Genomic DNA, 16,613 nt, shown 5'->3' with positions numbered 1-16,613 from the left:
CGTTACTCGGTGTCCTGGTCGGTTCCGCCGCCGCCGATGACGTCGGAGGCCGATTCGCGGATGTGGTCGACGAAGCCGTACTCGAGCGCTTCCTCGGCGGTGAACCAGCGGTCGCGGTCACCGTCGGCGTTGATCTGCTCGACAGACTTGCCGGTCTGCGCTGCGGTGATCTCGGCGAGGCGGTTCTTCATCGACATGATGAGCTGCGCCTGGGTCTGGATGTCACTCGACGTACCGCCGAAGCCACCGTGCGGCTGGTGCAGCAGCACCCGGGCGTTGGGCGTGATGTAGCGCTTGCCCTTGGTGCCCGCGGTCAGCAGCAGCTGGCCCATCGAGGCTGCCATTCCGATGCCGACGGTGACGATGTCGTTCGGCACGAACTGCATCGTGTCGTAGATCGCCATACCCGCGGTGATCGAGCCACCCGGCGAGTTCACGTAGAGGTAGATGTCTCGCTCGGAGTCCTCTGCGGCGAGAAGAAGGATCTTCGCGCAGATCTCGTTCGCGTTCTCGTCTCGCACCTCCGAGCCGAGCCAGATGATGCGGTCCTTCAGCAACCTGTCGAAGACGCTCGTTGCGAGGAGGGGTTCTGCAGCCATGTCAGCTCCTGATTCCGTGTTTCAGTGATTCGAATCTACCGGCGACAACGCAGCACTCAGGCCATGTTCGCCGTCGGCATATCAGGTGTCGGTGCCGGCGATCTCGTGGGCGTAGGCCGTCATCGAGCGGTGGTACCGCGGGAGGTGCGGCACGAGGGCGAGCAACGCGACCGAGAGCCCCTGCGCCGGTCGCCCGGCACTCGCGAGGATGAGTGCGTGGACCGTCGCGACGGCGTCGCGATAGGGCCCATCAGCCGACAGCTCCTCCTCGGCACGGATGACGGCGAGAGCCTCGTCGTACTCCCCCAGGTTGCGCAGGGAGCTCGCCAGCTGGATCACGCACTGCGGGCGGTGCTCCTCGTCGAGACCGAGCTGCAGGGCGCGCCGGTACAGTTCCACGGCCTCGGCCGGCTTCCCCGCAGAGTCGCGCGCACCCGCACGTTCGAACTCCGCGCGTGCGTCGTCCGATCCGCGCTCGGCGGCCAGGGCATCGATCCGCGCGATCGTGTCGTCGCCGACCTCTTCGCCCGTCGCGTCCTCCCACACCTCGTCGATGCGCTCATCCCACGTCGTCATCGCTGCTCCCTCCCTGGATGGAAAAGAGGGCGGATGCCGCAGCACCCGCCCTCTTCACTGGATCGTGTCCGATCACTCAGCCTTGTCGGCAGCCTTCTTGGCCGGAGCCTTCTTGGCGGCGGGCTTCTTGGCAGCCGGCTTCTTCTCGGCGGTCTCGTCCGCAGCGTCGGCTTCGGCCTTCTTGGCGGGAGCCTTCTTGGCGGGAGCCTTCTTGGCCGGAGCCTTCTTGGCCGGCTTCTCCTCGGCTTCCGCCTCGGTCTCGGCCTCGTCGTCCGTGACGATGAAGTCGGAGAGGTCGACGGCCTTGCCGTTGCTGTCGACGACCTTGACCTTGCCGAGCGCGATGGCGAGGGCCTTGTTCCGGGCCACCTCACCGACGAGCGCGGGCAGCTGGTTCGAGGACTGCAGCGCCTCGACGAACTCCTGCGGAGCCATCCCGTACTGCGCGGCAGACTGGATCAGGTACTGGCTCAGCTCTTCCTGCGAGACCTGCACGTCGGCCTGCTCGGCGATCGTGTCGAGCAGCACCTGCGTGCGGAACTGCTTCTCGCTCGCCTCGGTGACCTCGGCGCGGTGCACGTCGTCCTCGAGACGGCCTTCGCCCTCGAGGTGGTTGTGCACCTCGTCCTCGATGAGCTGCGGCGGAACCGGGATCTCGATCTTCTCGAGCAGCGCCTCGACGAGCTTGTCGCGCGCGGCGGAACCCTGCGTGAAGACGCCCTGCTGTGCGACGCGCTCAGCCAGGCTCTCGCGGAGCTCCGCGATGGTGTCGAACTCGCTCGCGATCTGCGCGAAGTCGTCGTCGGCCTCGGGAAGCTCGCGCTCCTTGACGGCCTTGACGGACACGGAGACCTCGGCCTCGGAGCCGGCGTGGTCGCCGCCCACGAGAGCCGAGCGGAACGTGGTGTCCTCACCGGCGGTGAGCGACTCGATCGCGTCGTCGATGCCCTCGAGCAGCTCGCCGGAGCCGATCTCGTAGGAGACGCCCTCGGCGCGGTCGATCTCGGCGCCGTCGATCGTCGCGACGAGGTCGAGTTCGACGAAGTCGCCCTTCGCTGCCGGACGGTCGACCGGCACCAGCGTGCCGAAGCGCGCACGCATGTTGTCGAGCTCGGCATCCAGTGCGGCCTCGTCGGCCTCGACGGCGTCGACCGTCACGGTGATGTCGTCGTAGGAGGGCAGCTCGATGTCGGGGCGGACGTCCACCTCGATGTCGACGAGCAGGTCACCGGAGAAGTCCTTCTCGTTCGGCCACTGCGTGATGTCGGCGGCCGGACGGCCGACGACGCGCAGCTTGTGCTCGACCGTGGCGTCACGGAAGAACTTGTCCAGGCCCTCGTTCACCGCGTGCTCGATGACCGCACCGCGGCCGATGCGCTGATCGATGATGGGCGCCGGGACCTTGCCCTTGCGGAAGCCGGGGATCTGCACGTCCTGAGCGATGTGCTCGTAGGCGTGCGCGATGCTGGGCTTGAGGTCGTCCGGGGTGACCGTGATGGTGAGCTTGACCCGGGTCGGGGTCAGCTTCTCGACGGTGCTGTTCGCCATGCTGGTGTGTTCTCCTTGTGATTTCCGCGCGGTATCGCGGCTGTAAGGTCCGTGGGGCCGTGTCGGGGCGACAGGAGTTGAACCTGCGACCTCCCGCTCCCAAAGCGGGCGCTCTACCAAGCTGAGCTACGCCCCGGGGAATCCGCACGCAGATTCAGCCCCACCGAGTCTAACGGACGAGAGCACCCCCGACTGTCCGGTATGATCGATGAGTCCGGAGATGCGACTCCGGCCCGTCCCCGAGATTCCGCGGGGATCCGGGGCTGTAGCTTAGTGGTAAAGCCTTAGTCTTCCAAACTAATGATGCGGGTTCGATTCCCGTCAGCCCCTCCGGATCAGAAGGCCCCCATCGGAAACGGTGGGGGCCTTCTCGCATGCTCGGCGGTCGGTCCAATACTCTGAAAGCATCGACTCTCGCAGTCTCCGACCGGAAGGCACCATCGAATGGGCACGACGTGACCGCCCCGCTTCCGTCCGGCCTGGAGGCTTCGATCCCCCTGACACGCGGGCCCCACGAGCTGCCGGCGCGCTTCTCCTCGAGTCCGAATCCGACCGCGCGTCCCCGTGCTCGCCGACGCCCGCATCAAGGCCTCCTCATCGGCGTTCTCGGCGGCGCCGCGGTGATCGCCGCCCTCGGCATCACCCAGCTGTCCGCGAACCTCGGCTACGACGCTGCCGCGGACCGATTCGCCGACACCCTGCGGACCGCGACGGCGATCACGTCGGAAACCGCTCACACCCGAGACGTGCTGACCCGGGCGACGGATGCCGGCCACGTCATCCTGGACGCGGGCAGCGCACAGATCGCCGTGCCGGAGGAGACCGTCTCTGCACTGTCGACCGCCGTCGCCGAGGGGGAAGAAGCCGGAGCGGTCGCGGAGAAGCTCCTCGCCACCGCCTTGCCGTCCCCCGAAGAGAAGCCGGTCTGGTTCTGGGAGCTGTTCGGAGCGTCCGCGGCGCTCGTCGAGGACGAGAGCGCGCTCGACGAACTGGCGCAGGAGCTCGAAACCGCGTCCGAGAGCGCCGTCGAAGCCGAGGAGGCCGTTCAGGAGAGTGGCCTGGGCGTGCTCACCGCAGCCGGTGAGGCGGCAGCGGGTTTCGAGACGGCACACCCCTCAGCCCGCAACGATGCCGTGATCGCGCTCCGGAGCGCCGCCGCGGATGCGCTGGCGGCGACGACCGTCGATGACGACGCGGCGACCACCTATGTCGCATTGCAGGACGCCGGCGCGCAGGTCATCGCGACCGAGTCCGAAGAGATGGCGGAGAAGTCGGGGCCGTTGCGAGGTGCTCGCCTGGAGATCGAGGCCTTCGCCCGCTCACTCGCCCCCGGCGTGCTCCTCGAATTCGACTGGTCCCCCGTGGTCAACGGCGCGGGTTACAACGGCAGCATGGGCGGGTACACCACGTGGTGGTGGGATGACCCCGGCCGCGCCAACATCGAGCTGTCGAACTCGGTCGCCGAGCAGTGGCCGGCGGAGCGGAGCAAGGCACTGGTCGCGCACGAGGTCGGTCACGCGATCAGTGTCAAGTGCGAGGACATGTACGACGCGTCGACACAGGACAGCATCGAGAAATGGGCGACTGCGTGGGCCATCAGCATGGGATACACCGACGATGCCAACGGGGTCTGGGCCTACGGATACCCGCCCCAGGAGTACATCGACGCCGCCGCAGGCTGCCGCTGAGCTCTGAGCGAGGAACTGACAAAGCAAGAAGCCGCCGTGATCGCTCACGGCGGCTTCTTCGATGTCAGGTCGAGGTCACTGTCCCCGACGCTCGCGCAGCTGGGTGAGCGCGTCGTCGAGAAGCTGGACGGCTTCCTCGTCGGTACGACGCTCCTTCACATACGCGAGGTGCGTCTTGTACGGCTCCGCCTTCGCGAGAGCAGGAGGGTTCTCCTTGTCACGCCCGGCCGGGAGACCCGACTGCGGGTGATCGATCGTCTCGGGGATCTCCTCTTCGGGGAGTCCCGCAGCGAAGTAGCGCACGGTCTCGTTGCCGAGTCCGTCCCAGTACGAGACCGCGATTCGGTCGGCGTGATAACCGTGATCCTGCTCGCCCATCGGGCCGGAGCCGACACGGGTGCCGCGGATGGCGTTTCCACCGGTAGCCATCAGATGACCTCGAATTTCGTGATGAGGCCCAGCGCGACGATGGCGACGAACCATGTCAGTGCCAGGACGACGGTGAAGCGGTTCAGGTTCCGCTCCGCAAGACCGGAGGAGCCGACCGCAGAGGTCATGCCTCCACCGAACATGTCGGACAGTCCACCGCCCCGACCTTTGTGCAGGAGGATGAGGAGGGTCAGCAGAACGCTGGTGATGCCCAGCACGACCTGCAGGACGAACTCGAGAATTGCCACGAGAAAGAGCCTTTCGCTGGGGCCGGAACGCCCCCGTAACGGTCAAGTATACGGTGCAGCGGGGCCGCAGCCCCGCTGCACTCACACTCCGACGTGCTTCTCGAAGCGGATGATCGCTGCGAACTCGTCCACGACGAGGCTCGCCCCGCCGACCAGTGCGCCGTCCACATCGGGCTCGCGCATGAAGCTGGCGATGTTCGCCGCCTTCACGGAGCCGCCGTAGAGGATGCGCGTGCGCGCGGCTGCCTCGTCGCCCAGAACCTTCGCGACGACCGCACGCAGAGCGGCGCAGACATCCTGCGCCTGCTGCGGCGTCGCGGCCTGGCCGGAGCCGATCGCCCACACCGGCTCGTACGCCACCACGATCTCCGCCTTCGGGGACACGCCCTGAAGCGCGGCCTCGAGCTGCGACACCGGAACGGCGCTCGCACCGAACTTCTCCAGGTCGCCCGCGGTCTCACCGACGCAGATCACCGGCACGAGACCGTGCTTGAGCGATGCCTGCACCTTGGCCGCCACGACATCGTCGCCCTCGGCGTGGTATTCACGACGCTCCGAGTGGCCGATGATGACGTACTTCGCGTCGAGCTTCGCCAGGAAAGCCCCGGAGACCTCGCCGGTGTATGCACCGGAGTCGTGTGCCGACACATCCTGCGCACCGAGCGCGAACGGGATCTTGTCCGCGTCGATGAGCGTCTGCACGCTGCGGATGTCGGTGAACGGCGGGAAGACCGCGACCTCGACGGATCCGTCTTCGTGCTTGGCATCCTTCAACGTCCAGTGCAGCTTCTGCACGAACGCGACCGCCTGAAGGTGGTCGAGATTCATCTTCCAGTTTCCCGCGATCAGCGGGGTACGGGAGTTCACACCCATCCGAGGACCTCCAGCCCAGGTAGTTTCTTGCCCTCGAGGAACTCGAGGCTCGCGCCGCCGCCGGTCGAGATGTGACCGAACTGGTCGTCGGTGAATCCGAGCTGACGCACGGCCGCGGCGGAATCGCCGCCACCGACGACACTGAGGCCGTCGACCTCGGTGAGCGCCTGCGCGACGGTCTTGGTGCCGGCCGCGAACGCCGGGAACTCGAACACGCCCATCGGGCCGTTCCAGAACACGGTCTTCGATTCGCGGATGACGTCGGCGAAGCGTGCTGCCGTCTCCGGACCGATGTCGAGTCCGATGCCGGAGGCACCGAACGGCGTCGACTCGATCGCGTCCGCCGCGGCGACTTCGTGCGCGGCGTCCGCGCCGAACGATGCGGCGACGACGACATCGGTGGGGAGCACGAGCTCGACACCGCGTTCGGCCGCCTCGGCGATGTAGCCGCGAACCGTCTCGAGCTGATCCTCTTCCAGCAGGCTCGAAGCCACAGCGTGCCCCTGCGCCTTCAGGAAGGTGAAGAGCATTCCGCCACCGACGAGAATCCTGTCGACGCGCGGCAGCAGGTGCGAGATGACGCCGAGCTTGTCGCTGACCTTCGACCCGCCGAGCACGACCGCGTACGGGCGCTCGGGGTTCTCGGTCAGGCGGTCGAGCACGTCGAGCTCGGCCGCGATCAGCAGACCGGCCGCCGACGGGAGCAGCTCGGCGAGCTCGTAGACGCTCGCCTGCTTGCGGTGCACGACCCCGAATCCGTCGGAGACGAGCACGTCGCCGAGCTCGGCGAGCTCAGCCGCGAAGGCTGCGCGCACGGATTCGTCCTTCGCGGTCTCCCCCGGGTTGAACCGCAGGTTCTCGATGACGACGACCCCGCCGTCCTCGAGCGAGGCGACGGCCTCCTTCGCCGACTCGCCGACCGTGTCGCGTGCGAACGCGACCGGAGCGCCGAGCAGCTCGGACAGCCGCTGAGCCACCGGCTCCAGGCTGTACTGCGGGTCGGGCGCGCCATCCGGCCGTCCGAGGTGAGAGCACACGACGACGCGGGCGCCCGCGTTGATGAGTGCATTGAGGGTCGGCAGCGAGGCGCGGACACGGCCATCGTCCGTGATGATCCCGTCCCGGAGCGGGACGTTGAGATCACAACGGACGATGACGCGCTTGCCCTCGAGCGACCCCAGTGTGTCCAGGGTGCGCAGAGTCATGTTCCTGAGCTTAGAGGCGCTCGGCCACGTACTCGGTCAGGTCGACGAGACGGTTGGAGTAGCCCCACTCGTTGTCGTACCAGCTCGAGACCTTGATCAGGTTGCCGCTCACGTTGGTGAGCGTCGAGTCGAAGATCGACGAGTGCGGGTTGTGCACGATGTCGCTCGACACGATCGGGTCCTCGTTGTACTGGAGGTAGCCGGCGAGGCGACCCTCGGCAGCAGCCTTCTTGTACGCCTCGTTGACCTCGTCGACCGTGAGGTTCTCACGGTCGGTGATGAGGGTGAGGTCGACGATCGAACCGGTGGGAACCGGAACGCGGTACGACGAGCCGCTGAGCTTGCCCTGGAGCTCCGGGAGCACCTCGCCGATGGCCTTGGCAGCACCGGTGGAAGCCGGGGTGATGTTGATCGCGGCGGCGCGTGCACGACGGAGGTCGCTGTGCGGGCCGTCCTGCAGGTTCTGGTCGGCGGTGTACGCGTGCGCGGTCATCATGAAGCCGCGGTCGATGCCGAACGCGTCGTTGAAGACCTGCGCGAGCGGTGCGAGGCAGTTCGTGGTGCAAGATGCGTTGGAGATGATGTGATCCGTCTCCGGGTTGTACGTGTCCTCGTTCACGCCCATGACGAACGTTCCGTCGACACCGGTGCCCGGAGCCGAGATGAGGACCTTCTTCGCGCCGGCCTCGATGTGCTTCTTGGCGAGCTCGGCCTTGGTGAAGAAGCCGGTCGACTCGATGACGATGTCCACACCCAGCTCGCCCCACGGGAGACCGGCGGGGTCGCGCTCGGCGAAGGCCTTGATGACCTTGCCGTTGACGGTGATGCTCTCGTCGTCGTAGCTGATCTCGGCGTCGAGGACGCCGCCCACCGAGTCGTACTTCAGCAGGTGCGCCAGGGTCTTGTTGTCGGTGAGGTCGTTGACGGCGACGATCTCAAGGTCCGCTCCCTGCGCGAGAGCCGCGCGGAAGTAGTTGCGTCCGATGCGGCCGAAGCCGTTGATACCGATCTTGACAGACACTCAGGTCTCCCTGTTTCTCGTGCGCTGCACACAGCTTTCCAGCATGTATGAAGCGCGGGGTTTTTTGGCTGAGAGGGCGTCCCGACGAGCCGTGGCCCGTCGGGACGCGACCCGATTACGACAGTACCAGCAGGCCGTTCGTCTGCTTGCGGGCGACCTCGAGGCGCTGGGCGACGTTCTCCCAGTTCGCGATGTTCCACGCGGCCTTGACGTAGTCCGCCTTGACGTTCAGGTAGTCGAGGTAGAACGCGTGCTCCCACATGTCGAGCTGGAACAGCGGGATGGTGCCCTGCGCCGTGTTCGACTGCTGGTCGAACAGCTGCTGGATGATCAGGCGCGAGCCGATCGAGTCCCAGCTGAGCACGGCCCAGCCGGAGCCCTGGATGCCGGTCGCCGCCGCGGTGAAGTGCGCCTGAAACTTCTCGAACGAGCCGAAGTACTCGTCGATGGCCGCCTTCAGCTCGCCCTCGGGCTGGCCTCCGCCGTTCGGCGACAGGTTCGTCCAGAAGATCGAGTGGTTGACGTGGCCGCCGAGGTTGAAGGCGAGGTCCTTCTCGAGCTTGTTGACGTTCGCGAGGTTGCCGCTCTCGCGGGCTTCTGCGAGCTGGTCGAGCGCGGTGTTCGCACCCGCGACGTACGTCGCGTGGTGCTTGTCATGGTGCAGTTCCATGATCTTGCCGCTGATGTGCGGCTCGAGGGCCGCGAAGTCGTAGGGAAGGTCGGGGAGCGTGTAAGTCGCCATATCGCTTTCATCCAATCCGCGCCGCGCCGCGGCGCTTGCCGATCCTCCGCGCCGCCGATGTGCGGCGTAGAGCGGACATCTTTCATCCTACTGACGACAACGCGGGTGCGCCCCGGAACCTTCCGCCATATGACGGTTCGGACCGGTCGACCCGGATCAGGCGTTCAGCCCCATCTGCGGGATGCCGAGGGCGAACGGACTGAGCACGAGCTTGCGACGGTCGACGTACATCAGCGAGTCTTGTCGGAGCGCCGCCGGATTCGGCGCCCCCGTAGCCACGACCTGCTCCAGGAGTGCGCCCGCGGCGATGGATGCGTTCTCGGGGGTGGCGGGGAACGAGATCCGCTCTGCGTGCGCCTTCCCGCCCACCGGCATCACATGTATGTTCCCGGTCCCCGCCTTGAACGCGATGCTCAGCGAGGTCTTGCGACGCGCCGCCCAGCGGTCGGCCCTGGCGAGGGCGTCATGTGCCGGATCGGCGTACCAGACGTGCAGCTGCGCCTCGGAACGCCCGTCCCCCAGTGCGGCCGTCGCCTCGCACAGCGTGACGAGTGTCCGGGTCAGGACCGGAGCCAGCGCGTCGAAATCGTCGACGACCCGCTCCCCCGGCAGGTAGCTGCCTTCGGGGAGGAGGCCGATGTCATCCGCGCGCCACCGGTAGGGAAGAGCAGAGTCGGGCAGGGACTCGAAGTTCCGATACTCCTCGTCAGCGACGGCATCCGTGTGCGCGACGAGGATCTGCGCACCGCCACTGCTCGACGGACGGACGGAGATCTGCCGCGCGCCGTCGTACCAGCGGACGAAAGGCCCCTCGGTGATCGTGGGAGCGACGCCGAGGACCGTGATCGCATCACGGATCGTCTCTGCGAACGGCGTCTCGACCGTCGCCTCACCGAACTCTGCACTGCGCCAGCCGAAGACACTCATGCAGGGATTCTCTCAGACGTCGAGTCCCACGGGCACGGCGGCCTCGGTGCCCGGAATGCCCTCCTGCTGAGCGCGCTTGTCGGCCATCGCCAGCAGGCGCCGGATGCGGCCGGCGACAGCATCCTTCGTCAGCGGCGGGTCGGCGTGATGGCCGAGCTCGTCGAGGCTGGCATCCCGGTGAGCCAGACGCAGCTCTCCGGCGACCTTCAGATGATCGGGTACCTCGTCGGCCAGGATCTCGAGTGCGCGCTCCACACGCGCGCAGGCGGCGACCGCGGCCTGCGCCGAGCGGCGCAGGTTCGCGTCGTCGAAGTTCACGAGGCGGTTGACCCCGGCCCGGACCTCGCGGCGCTGACGGAGTTCTTCCCACGCGATGGCGGTCTTCTGCGCGCCCATCTCGTTGAGGATGGTGCGGATCGCCTCCCCTTCGCGCACGACGACACGCGGCATGCCGCGGACCTCGCGAGCCTTGGCGGCCACGCCGAGCCGGTGCGCGGCACCGACGAGGGCCATCGCCGCTTCCGACGACGGGCAGACGACCTCGAGCATGGCCGAACGGCCCGGCTCGCTCAGGGTGCCGGCGGCGAGGAACGCTCCGCGCCACAGGCCGGCGACCTCGGCCCGAGAACCGGTCGTGAGGCGGTTCGGGAGCCCGCGCACGGGACGCCGCCGCTGGTCGAGAAGGCCCGTCTGACGGGCGAGCGTCTCGCCCTGGGCGATCACCCGCACGGCCCACCGGGCGCCGTCGTTCGCGGTGCTCGACTGCACCTGCGCGATCTCGGGACGCACGCCGTAGATCTCGGCGAGGTCACGTGCGACGCGGCGCGCGAGAGTCTCGGCGTCCACCTCGGCCTCCACGGCCACGCGGCCGGCGATCGAATGCAGACCACCGGCGAACCGGAGGATCGCGGTGACTTCCGCAACTCGCACCGTCGGGGGTGCATTGCGGATGCTGACCAGCTCGGCCTTGACGTCGGTGGTTAGTGCCACGACACTCCTTCACGTTCACGCGCCGGGTCGCGGCGCAAACGTCCAGCTTACTCGGCCGGGCGGACCGCTATTCTCGGCCGAGGTCTCGATGGCGGACGTTGACGGCGACGCCGGGGATCGCGGACAGCCTGCGCGCGAGCTCCTCCGACATCGCGACCGAACGGTGCTTTCCCCCCGTGCAACCGATCGCGATCGTGGAGTGGCTCTTGTTCTCTCGCTGATACCCCTCGAGGACCGGGACGAGGGCGGTCGAGTAGGCGTCCAGGAACTCCATCGCACCGGGCCGCGAGAGAACGTAGTCACGAACCGTCTCGTCCTGGCCGGTGAGGCCGCGGAGTTCTTCGTTCCAGAACGGGTTGGGCAGGAACCTCATGTCGGCGACGATGTCGACGTCGGTCGGAAGCCCGTACTTGAATCCGAAGCTGAGGAGCGTCACGCGGTGGCGCGCCGCGCCCTCCTCCGAGAAGATGTCCGAAACCTGCGTCGCCAGTTGATGGATGTTGAGCCGCGAGGTGTCGATGACCAGGTCGGCCGCCTCACGGATCGGCGCGAGCCTGGTGCGCTCGATGCGGATCCCGTCGAGAAGCGTCCCATCCCCCTGGAGCGGATGCGGCCGTCGGACGGACTCGAAGCGCCGCACGAGGACGTCGTCGGAGGCGTCGAGGAACAGGACGCGGACAGACCCTCGAGACCGGAGAGCGCGCGCGACGCCGGGGAAGTCGTCGAAGAGGTTGCGTCCCCGGACATCGACCACGGCGGCGACCTTGGGAAGCGCATTGCCACCCATATCGGTCAGATCCAGCAGCGGCCGGAGGATCTGGGGCGGGAGGTTGTCGACGACGTACCAGCCGAGATCCTCCAGCGCATTCGCCACCGTGGTCCGACCCGCGCCGGACATTCCCGTGACGATGAGGAACTCGCCCTTTTCCTCGTCAGACATTGCTCAGTGCTCCCTCTCCCCCTCGGCCTCCAGCCTAGCGAGTGGACAGGTGCGAATGGATGTTCTGGGCGAGCACGGGCCCGATTCCCTGCACTTCTTCGATCTGTCCCGGTTCGGCTGCGCGCAGCGCCGTCACCGAGCCGAAGTGCTTGAGCAGCACCTTGATGCGGGATGCCCCGAGCCCCGGCACCTCGGCGAGCACGGAGGAGATGTCGTTGCGCCGTCGCTTGCGCTGGTGCGTGATCGCGAAGCGGTGCGCCTCGTCACGAAGACGCTGCAGCAGATAGAGCGCCTCGCTGGTACGCGGCAGGATCACCGGGAAATCGTCACCCGGGAGCCACACTTCCTCCAAACGCTTCGCGATTCCGCAGACCGCGATCTCGGTGTGCCCGGCGTCACGGAGGGCCCGGGCCGCTGCTTCCACCTGCGGTTGCCCACCATCGACGAGCAGGAGCTGCGGCGGGTAGGCGAATCGCGGCTTTCGCCGCGCGGTCGCCTCTCCCACGTCTTCTCCGACGACTGCCTCGGTCGTCGGATCGATGACCTCCGGTTCCTCGGGACGATCGAGGTAGGCGAGCCGACGACGAAGCACCTGGTACATCGAGTCGGTGTCATCCGTCGTCTCGGCGATGTTGAAGGAGCGGTACTGGTCCTTGCGGGGAAGACCGTCCTCGAACACGACCATCGATGCCACGACGTTCGTTCCGCCGAGGTGCGAGATGTCGAAGCACTCGATGCGCAGCGGGGCCTCGGACATCCCGAGAGCCTCCTGCAGATCGGTGAGCGCCTGCGTGCGGGCGACGTAGTCGCTCGTGCGCCGGGTCTTGTAGCGGATCAACGCCTGCTGCGCGTTCAACGTCGCGGTGCGCATGAGGTCTGCCCGCTGCCCGCGCTGCGCGACCGCGATCTCGACTTTCTTGCCGCGACGTTCGCGCAGCCAGACTTCGAGCTCGGCAGCGTCGTCCGGAAGGGTCGGGACGAGGATTCGGCGAGGGACGTCCTGCGCCTCGCCGTATGCCTGCTGCAGCACCTGTTCGACGAGATCACCACTCGAGATGTCGATCTCCTTCTCGATGGTCAGCGCACGCACACCGCGTACCCTGCCGCCGCGGATCACGAAATGCTGCACAGCTGCCGCCAGCTCATCCTCGGCGATGCCGAAGAGATCGGCGTCCTCGTCGGCCGGGAGCACGAGCGCGCTCTTGCCCAGAACTGCTTCGATCGCCGAGAGCTTGTCCCGGTACTTCGCCGCCGCCTCGTAGTCCATCGCCGCCGAGGCAGCCAGCATCCGCTTGGTGAGCTCCCGGGTGAAGCGCTCATCACCGCCGGCCATGAACGCCACGAAGTCATCGACCATGGCCCGGTGCTCCTCAATGCTCACCGTCATAGAGCAGGGGCCGCCGCACTTGCCGATCTGCCCGGGGAAACAGGGCCTGCCGGTCTGCATCGCGCGCTTGTAGCTGGAATCGCTGCAGGTGCGGATCGGGAACGCCTTGATCATCAGATCGATGGTCTCGTGCACTGCCCACACCTTCGGGAACGGGCCGAAGTACCGCGCACCGGGGATCTTGCGATTGCGTGTGACGATCACCCTGGGCGCTTCGTCGGCGAGCGTCACCGCCATGAAGGGATACGACTTGTCGTCTTTGTAGCGCACGTTGAACGGCGGATCGAACTCCTTGATCCACATGTATTCCAGCTGCAGCGAGTCGACGTCCGTCGACACGACCGTCCATTCGACGGATGCCGCTGTCGTGACCATGCGCCGGGTGCGCTCGTGGAGCGTACGCAGCGGGGCGAAGTAGTTCGACAGGCGCTGACGCAGGTTCTTCGCCTTGCCGACATAAAGCACCCGCCCGGACGCATCACGGAAGCGGTACACGCCGGGATCGGTCGGGATCTCCCCCGGCCGCGGCTTGTACGGCAGCACGTCGGCCATCAGCTGGCCTTCCGCGCGGCGCGCCCCTCACCCAGGATCTCGCCGAGGAACAGCCCGGTGTGGCTCGCCTCGACGCGTGCGATCTGCTCCGGGGTGCCGGTGGCGACGATCTGGCCGCCGCCGGAACCGCCCTCGGGGCCGAGATCGATCACCCAGTCGGCCGACTTGATCACATCGAGGTTGTGCTCGATGACGATCACGGTGTTCCCCTTGTCGACCAGTCCGTTGAGCACCTCGAGGAGCTTGCGGACGTCTTCGAAGTGCAGGCCTGTCGTCGGCTCGTCGAGCACGTAGATGCTGCGTCCGTTGCTACGACGCTGAAGCTCGGTGGCGAGCTTGACGCGCTGCGCTTCACCGCCGGAGAGCGTCGTCGCCGACTGTCCGAGTCGGACGTAGCCGAGCCCGACGTCGACGAGCGTCTTCATGTAACGGTGGATCGCCTGGATCGGCTCGAAGAACTCAGCGGCCTCCTCGATCGGCATCTCGAGCACCTCGGCGATGTTCTTGCCCTTGTAGTGCACGGCCAGCGTGTCGCGGTTGTACCGCTTACCGTGGCAGACCTCGCAGTCGACGTACACATCGGGCAGGAAGTTCATCTCGATCTTGATCGTGCCGTCGCCGGAGCATGCCTCGCAGCGGCCACCCTTGACGTTGAAGCTGAAGCGACCGGGCTGATAGCCGCGGACCTTCGCCTCCGGTGTCTCGCTGAAGAGTGTGCGGATGCGATCGAACACGCCCGTGTACGTGGCGGGGTTCGACCGCGGGGTGCGGCCGATCGGCGCCTGGTCGACGTGGACGACCTTGTCGAGGTTGTCGAGTCCGGTCACACGCGTGTGCTTGCCGGGGACCGTGCGAGCCCCGTTCAGCCGCGACGCGAGCACCTGGTACAGGATGTCGTTCACGAGCGAGGACTTGCCGGAGCCGCTGACACCGGTGACGGCGGTGAGCACACCCAGCGGGAAGTCGGCCGTGACGTTGCGGAGGTTGTTGGCCCGAGCGCCGACGACGCTCAGCATCCGCTTCTTGTCGATCTTGCGGCGCTTCGTCGGCATGGGGATCTCACGGCGACCCGAGAGGTACTCCCCCGTCATCGAGTCGCTGTCGTCGAGCAGAGCCGAATACGGACCCGAATGCACGACCTCGCCACCGTTGACGCCGGCGCCGGGGCCGATGTCTACCACCCAGTCGGCCGCTTCGATCGTCTCCTCGTCGTGCTCGACGACGATGAGGGTGTTGCCGAGGTCGCGCAGCTTCAGCAGCGTGTCGATGAGGCGCCGGTTGTCACGCTGGTGGAGTCCGATCGACGGCTCGTCGAGCACGTAGAGGACACCGGTGAGGCCGGAGCCGATCTGCGTGGCCAGGCGGATGCGCTGCGCCTCTCCACCGGACAGGGATCCGGCCGAGCGGCTGAGGTTGAGGTAGGAGAGTCCGACCTGGAGCAGGAAGTCGAGGCGCAGGCGGATCTCGCGCAGCACCTGAGCGGCGATCTTGGCCTCACGGTCGGTGAGCGTGAGCGTCTCCATGAACGCGCGGGCGTCGGCGAGGCTGAGGTGCGAGACTTCGGCGATGGAGTGTCCGTGCACCTGCACGGCCAGCACCTCGGGCTTCAGACGATTGCCGTCGCAGACCGGGCACGGCACTTCGCGGAGGTACTCGCCCCACCGGCTGCGCTGGTTGTCGGACTCCGCCTGCAGATACTGCCGCTCGATGTAGGGGACCACGCCCTCGAAGCCGGAGGCGTAGCGCATCTCGCGTCCGTAGCGGTTCTTCCACTTGACGGTCACCTTGTAGTTCTCGCCGCGCAGGATCGCGTTCTGCACATCGGAGTGCAGCTTGCGCCACGGGGTGTCCAGCGAGAAGTCCAGATCGCGGGAGAGTCCCTCGAGCAGGCGCTCGTAGTACTGGAACAACCCCTTACCCTGGGTGGTCCAGGGGATGATGACACCTTCACGGATCGAGAGGTCTTCGTCACCCAGCATCAGGTCGACGTCGACCGACATGCGGGTACCGAGCCCGGAGCATGCCGGGCACGCACCGAACGGCGCGTTGAAGGAGAATGTGCGCGGCTCGATCTCGGTGAGAGTGAGCGCGTGCCCGTTCGGGCAGGCCAGCTTCTCGGAGAACGTCTGCCATGCGTCGTCGCCCTCGCCGTCGACGTAGTTGATCTGCACCACTCCGCCGGCGAGACCGAGCGCGGTCTCGACCGAATCGGTCACGCGGCCGAGGATGTCATCAGACGCCACGAGGCGGTCGACGACCACCGCGATGTCGTGCTTGTAGCTCTTCTTGAGCGTCGGCGGCTCGGCGAGTTGGACGAGATCTCCGTCGACGATGGCACGCGAGTAGCCCTTCGCACCCAGTTCGCGGAACAGGTCGACGAACTCGCCCTTCTTCTGGGAGACGATCGGTGCGACGACCTGGTAGCGGGTGCGCTCCGGAAGTTCCATGAGCTGATCGGCGATCTGCTGCACGGTCTGACGCTGGATGCGTTCACCGCATTCGGGACAGTGCGGGATACCGATGCGCGCCCAGAGCAGGCGCATGTAGTCGTAGATCTCGGTGATCGTGCCGACGGTGGACCGCGGGTTGCGGTTGGTCGACTTCTGGTCGATCGAGACGGCCGGGCTGAGGCCCTCGATGAAATCGACGTCGGGGCGGTCGACCTGCCCGAGGAACTGGCGCGCGTACGCACTCAGCGATTCGACGTAGCGACGCTGCCCCTCGGCGAAGATCGTGTCGAACGCGAGACTCGACTTGCCCGACCCGGACAGGCCGGTGAACACGACCAGCGAGTCGCGGGGGATGTCGATGTCGACGTTCTTGAGATTGTGGACGCGGGCACCGCGGACACTGAGTTTTCCTGGGGAAGCAACGGGGACGATGGGCAC

The 16,613-nt window shown here is 66.9% G+C and carries 15 protein-coding genes and 2 tRNA genes; 2 read left to right on the top strand and 15 right to left on the bottom strand.

The features are described 5' to 3' along the window. Positions 1-2 precede the first annotated feature (2 nt). The 4 genes from ACCO44_RS10995 to ACCO44_RS10980 all read right to left on the bottom strand — a co-directional run bounded on the left by ACCO44_RS10995 (position 3) and on the right by ACCO44_RS10980 (position 2,859). Positions 3-599 (bottom strand): ATP-dependent Clp protease proteolytic subunit, encoded by a 597-nt coding sequence (locus tag ACCO44_RS10995; RefSeq protein WP_017830295.1) that lies wholly within the window; start codon positions 597-599, stop codon positions 3-5. A gap of 81 nt (positions 600-680) precedes the next feature. Then, the gene (locus tag ACCO44_RS10990; protein WP_372466562.1) at positions 681-1,175 is read right to left on the bottom strand and encodes a tetratricopeptide repeat protein; all 495 of its coding nucleotides are present in this window, start codon (positions 1,173-1,175) and stop codon (positions 681-683) included. Between the two features lie 72 nt (positions 1,176-1,247). Further along, positions 1,248-2,723 (bottom strand): trigger factor, encoded by a 1,476-nt coding sequence (gene tig / locus ACCO44_RS10985; RefSeq protein ID WP_105710155.1) that lies wholly within the window; start codon positions 2,721-2,723, stop codon positions 1,248-1,250. Between the two features lie 62 nt (positions 2,724-2,785). After that, positions 2,786-2,859 (bottom strand) — tRNA-Pro (locus ACCO44_RS10980). A gap of 123 nt (positions 2,860-2,982) precedes the next feature. On the opposite strand from ACCO44_RS10980, the gene ACCO44_RS10975 reads away from it, so the two are divergent. After that, a tRNA-Gly gene (locus ACCO44_RS10975) sits at positions 2,983-3,053 on the top strand. Between the two features lie 125 nt (positions 3,054-3,178). Then, on the top strand, positions 3,179-4,411 hold the full coding sequence (locus ACCO44_RS10970) for a hypothetical protein (protein ID WP_262001127.1): 1,233 nt from the start codon (positions 3,179-3,181) through the stop codon (positions 4,409-4,411). A gap of 75 nt (positions 4,412-4,486) precedes the next feature. On the opposite strand, the gene ACCO44_RS10965 is transcribed toward ACCO44_RS10970, so the two are convergent. The 11 genes from ACCO44_RS10965 to uvrA form a co-directional block, all read right to left on the bottom strand. Continuing rightward, on the bottom strand, positions 4,487-4,840 hold the full coding sequence (locus ACCO44_RS10965) for an RNA polymerase-binding protein RbpA (RefSeq protein WP_017830291.1): 354 nt from the start codon (positions 4,838-4,840) through the stop codon (positions 4,487-4,489). Next, a complete protein-coding gene (gene secG / locus ACCO44_RS10960; RefSeq protein WP_029261623.1) occupies positions 4,840-5,088 on the bottom strand; it encodes a preprotein translocase subunit SecG in 249 nt (82 codons plus the stop codon). The genes ACCO44_RS10965 and secG overlap by 1 nt, the downstream gene beginning before the upstream one ends. An 81-nt stretch (positions 5,089-5,169) precedes the next feature. Further along, positions 5,170-5,961: a triose-phosphate isomerase gene (gene tpiA, locus ACCO44_RS10955; protein WP_105710157.1), complete on the bottom strand. Its 792-nt coding sequence runs from the start codon at positions 5,959-5,961 to the stop codon at positions 5,170-5,172. Then, positions 5,952-7,166, bottom strand: a complete 1,215-nt coding sequence (pgk, locus tag ACCO44_RS10950; RefSeq protein WP_105710158.1) for a phosphoglycerate kinase — start codon at positions 7,164-7,166, stop codon at positions 5,952-5,954. The genes tpiA and pgk overlap by 10 nt, the downstream gene beginning before the upstream one ends. A 10-nt stretch (positions 7,167-7,176) precedes the next feature. Continuing rightward, positions 7,177-8,187 (bottom strand): type I glyceraldehyde-3-phosphate dehydrogenase, encoded by a 1,011-nt coding sequence (gene gap, locus ACCO44_RS10945; RefSeq protein WP_105710159.1) that lies wholly within the window; start codon positions 8,185-8,187, stop codon positions 7,177-7,179. Positions 8,188-8,302: 115 nt separating this feature from the next. Then, positions 8,303-8,929: a superoxide dismutase gene (locus tag ACCO44_RS10940; protein WP_029261619.1), complete on the bottom strand. Its 627-nt coding sequence runs from the start codon at positions 8,927-8,929 to the stop codon at positions 8,303-8,305. A 156-nt stretch (positions 8,930-9,085) separates the two neighbouring features. Then, positions 9,086-9,856, bottom strand: a complete 771-nt coding sequence (locus ACCO44_RS10935) for a hypothetical protein (RefSeq protein WP_372466561.1) — start codon at positions 9,854-9,856, stop codon at positions 9,086-9,088. Positions 9,857-9,868: 12 nt separating this feature from the next. Further along, complete coding sequence (whiA, locus tag ACCO44_RS10930) at positions 9,869-10,846, bottom strand: DNA-binding protein WhiA (protein WP_017202788.1); 978 nt, start codon at positions 10,844-10,846, stop codon at positions 9,869-9,871. Between the two features lie 67 nt (positions 10,847-10,913). Then, positions 10,914-11,786 (bottom strand): RNase adapter RapZ, encoded by an 873-nt coding sequence (gene rapZ, locus ACCO44_RS10925; RefSeq protein ID WP_029261617.1) that lies wholly within the window; start codon positions 11,784-11,786, stop codon positions 10,914-10,916. 34 nt (positions 11,787-11,820) lie between these two features. Then, positions 11,821-13,725: an excinuclease ABC subunit UvrC gene (uvrC, locus tag ACCO44_RS10920; RefSeq protein WP_029261616.1), complete on the bottom strand. Its 1,905-nt coding sequence runs from the start codon at positions 13,723-13,725 to the stop codon at positions 11,821-11,823. Next, on the bottom strand, positions 13,725-16,613 hold the full coding sequence (gene uvrA / locus ACCO44_RS10915; protein ID WP_029261615.1) for an excinuclease ABC subunit UvrA: 2,889 nt from the start codon (positions 16,611-16,613) through the stop codon (positions 13,725-13,727). The genes uvrC and uvrA overlap by 1 nt, the downstream gene beginning before the upstream one ends.

Source organism: Microbacterium maritypicum (genome assembly GCF_041529975.1).
Lineage (GTDB): Bacteria > Actinomycetota > Actinomycetes > Actinomycetales > Microbacteriaceae > Microbacterium.
The sequence above is the reverse complement of the archived record's forward strand: the minus strand, read 5'-3'. Positions and strand labels throughout refer to the sequence as shown.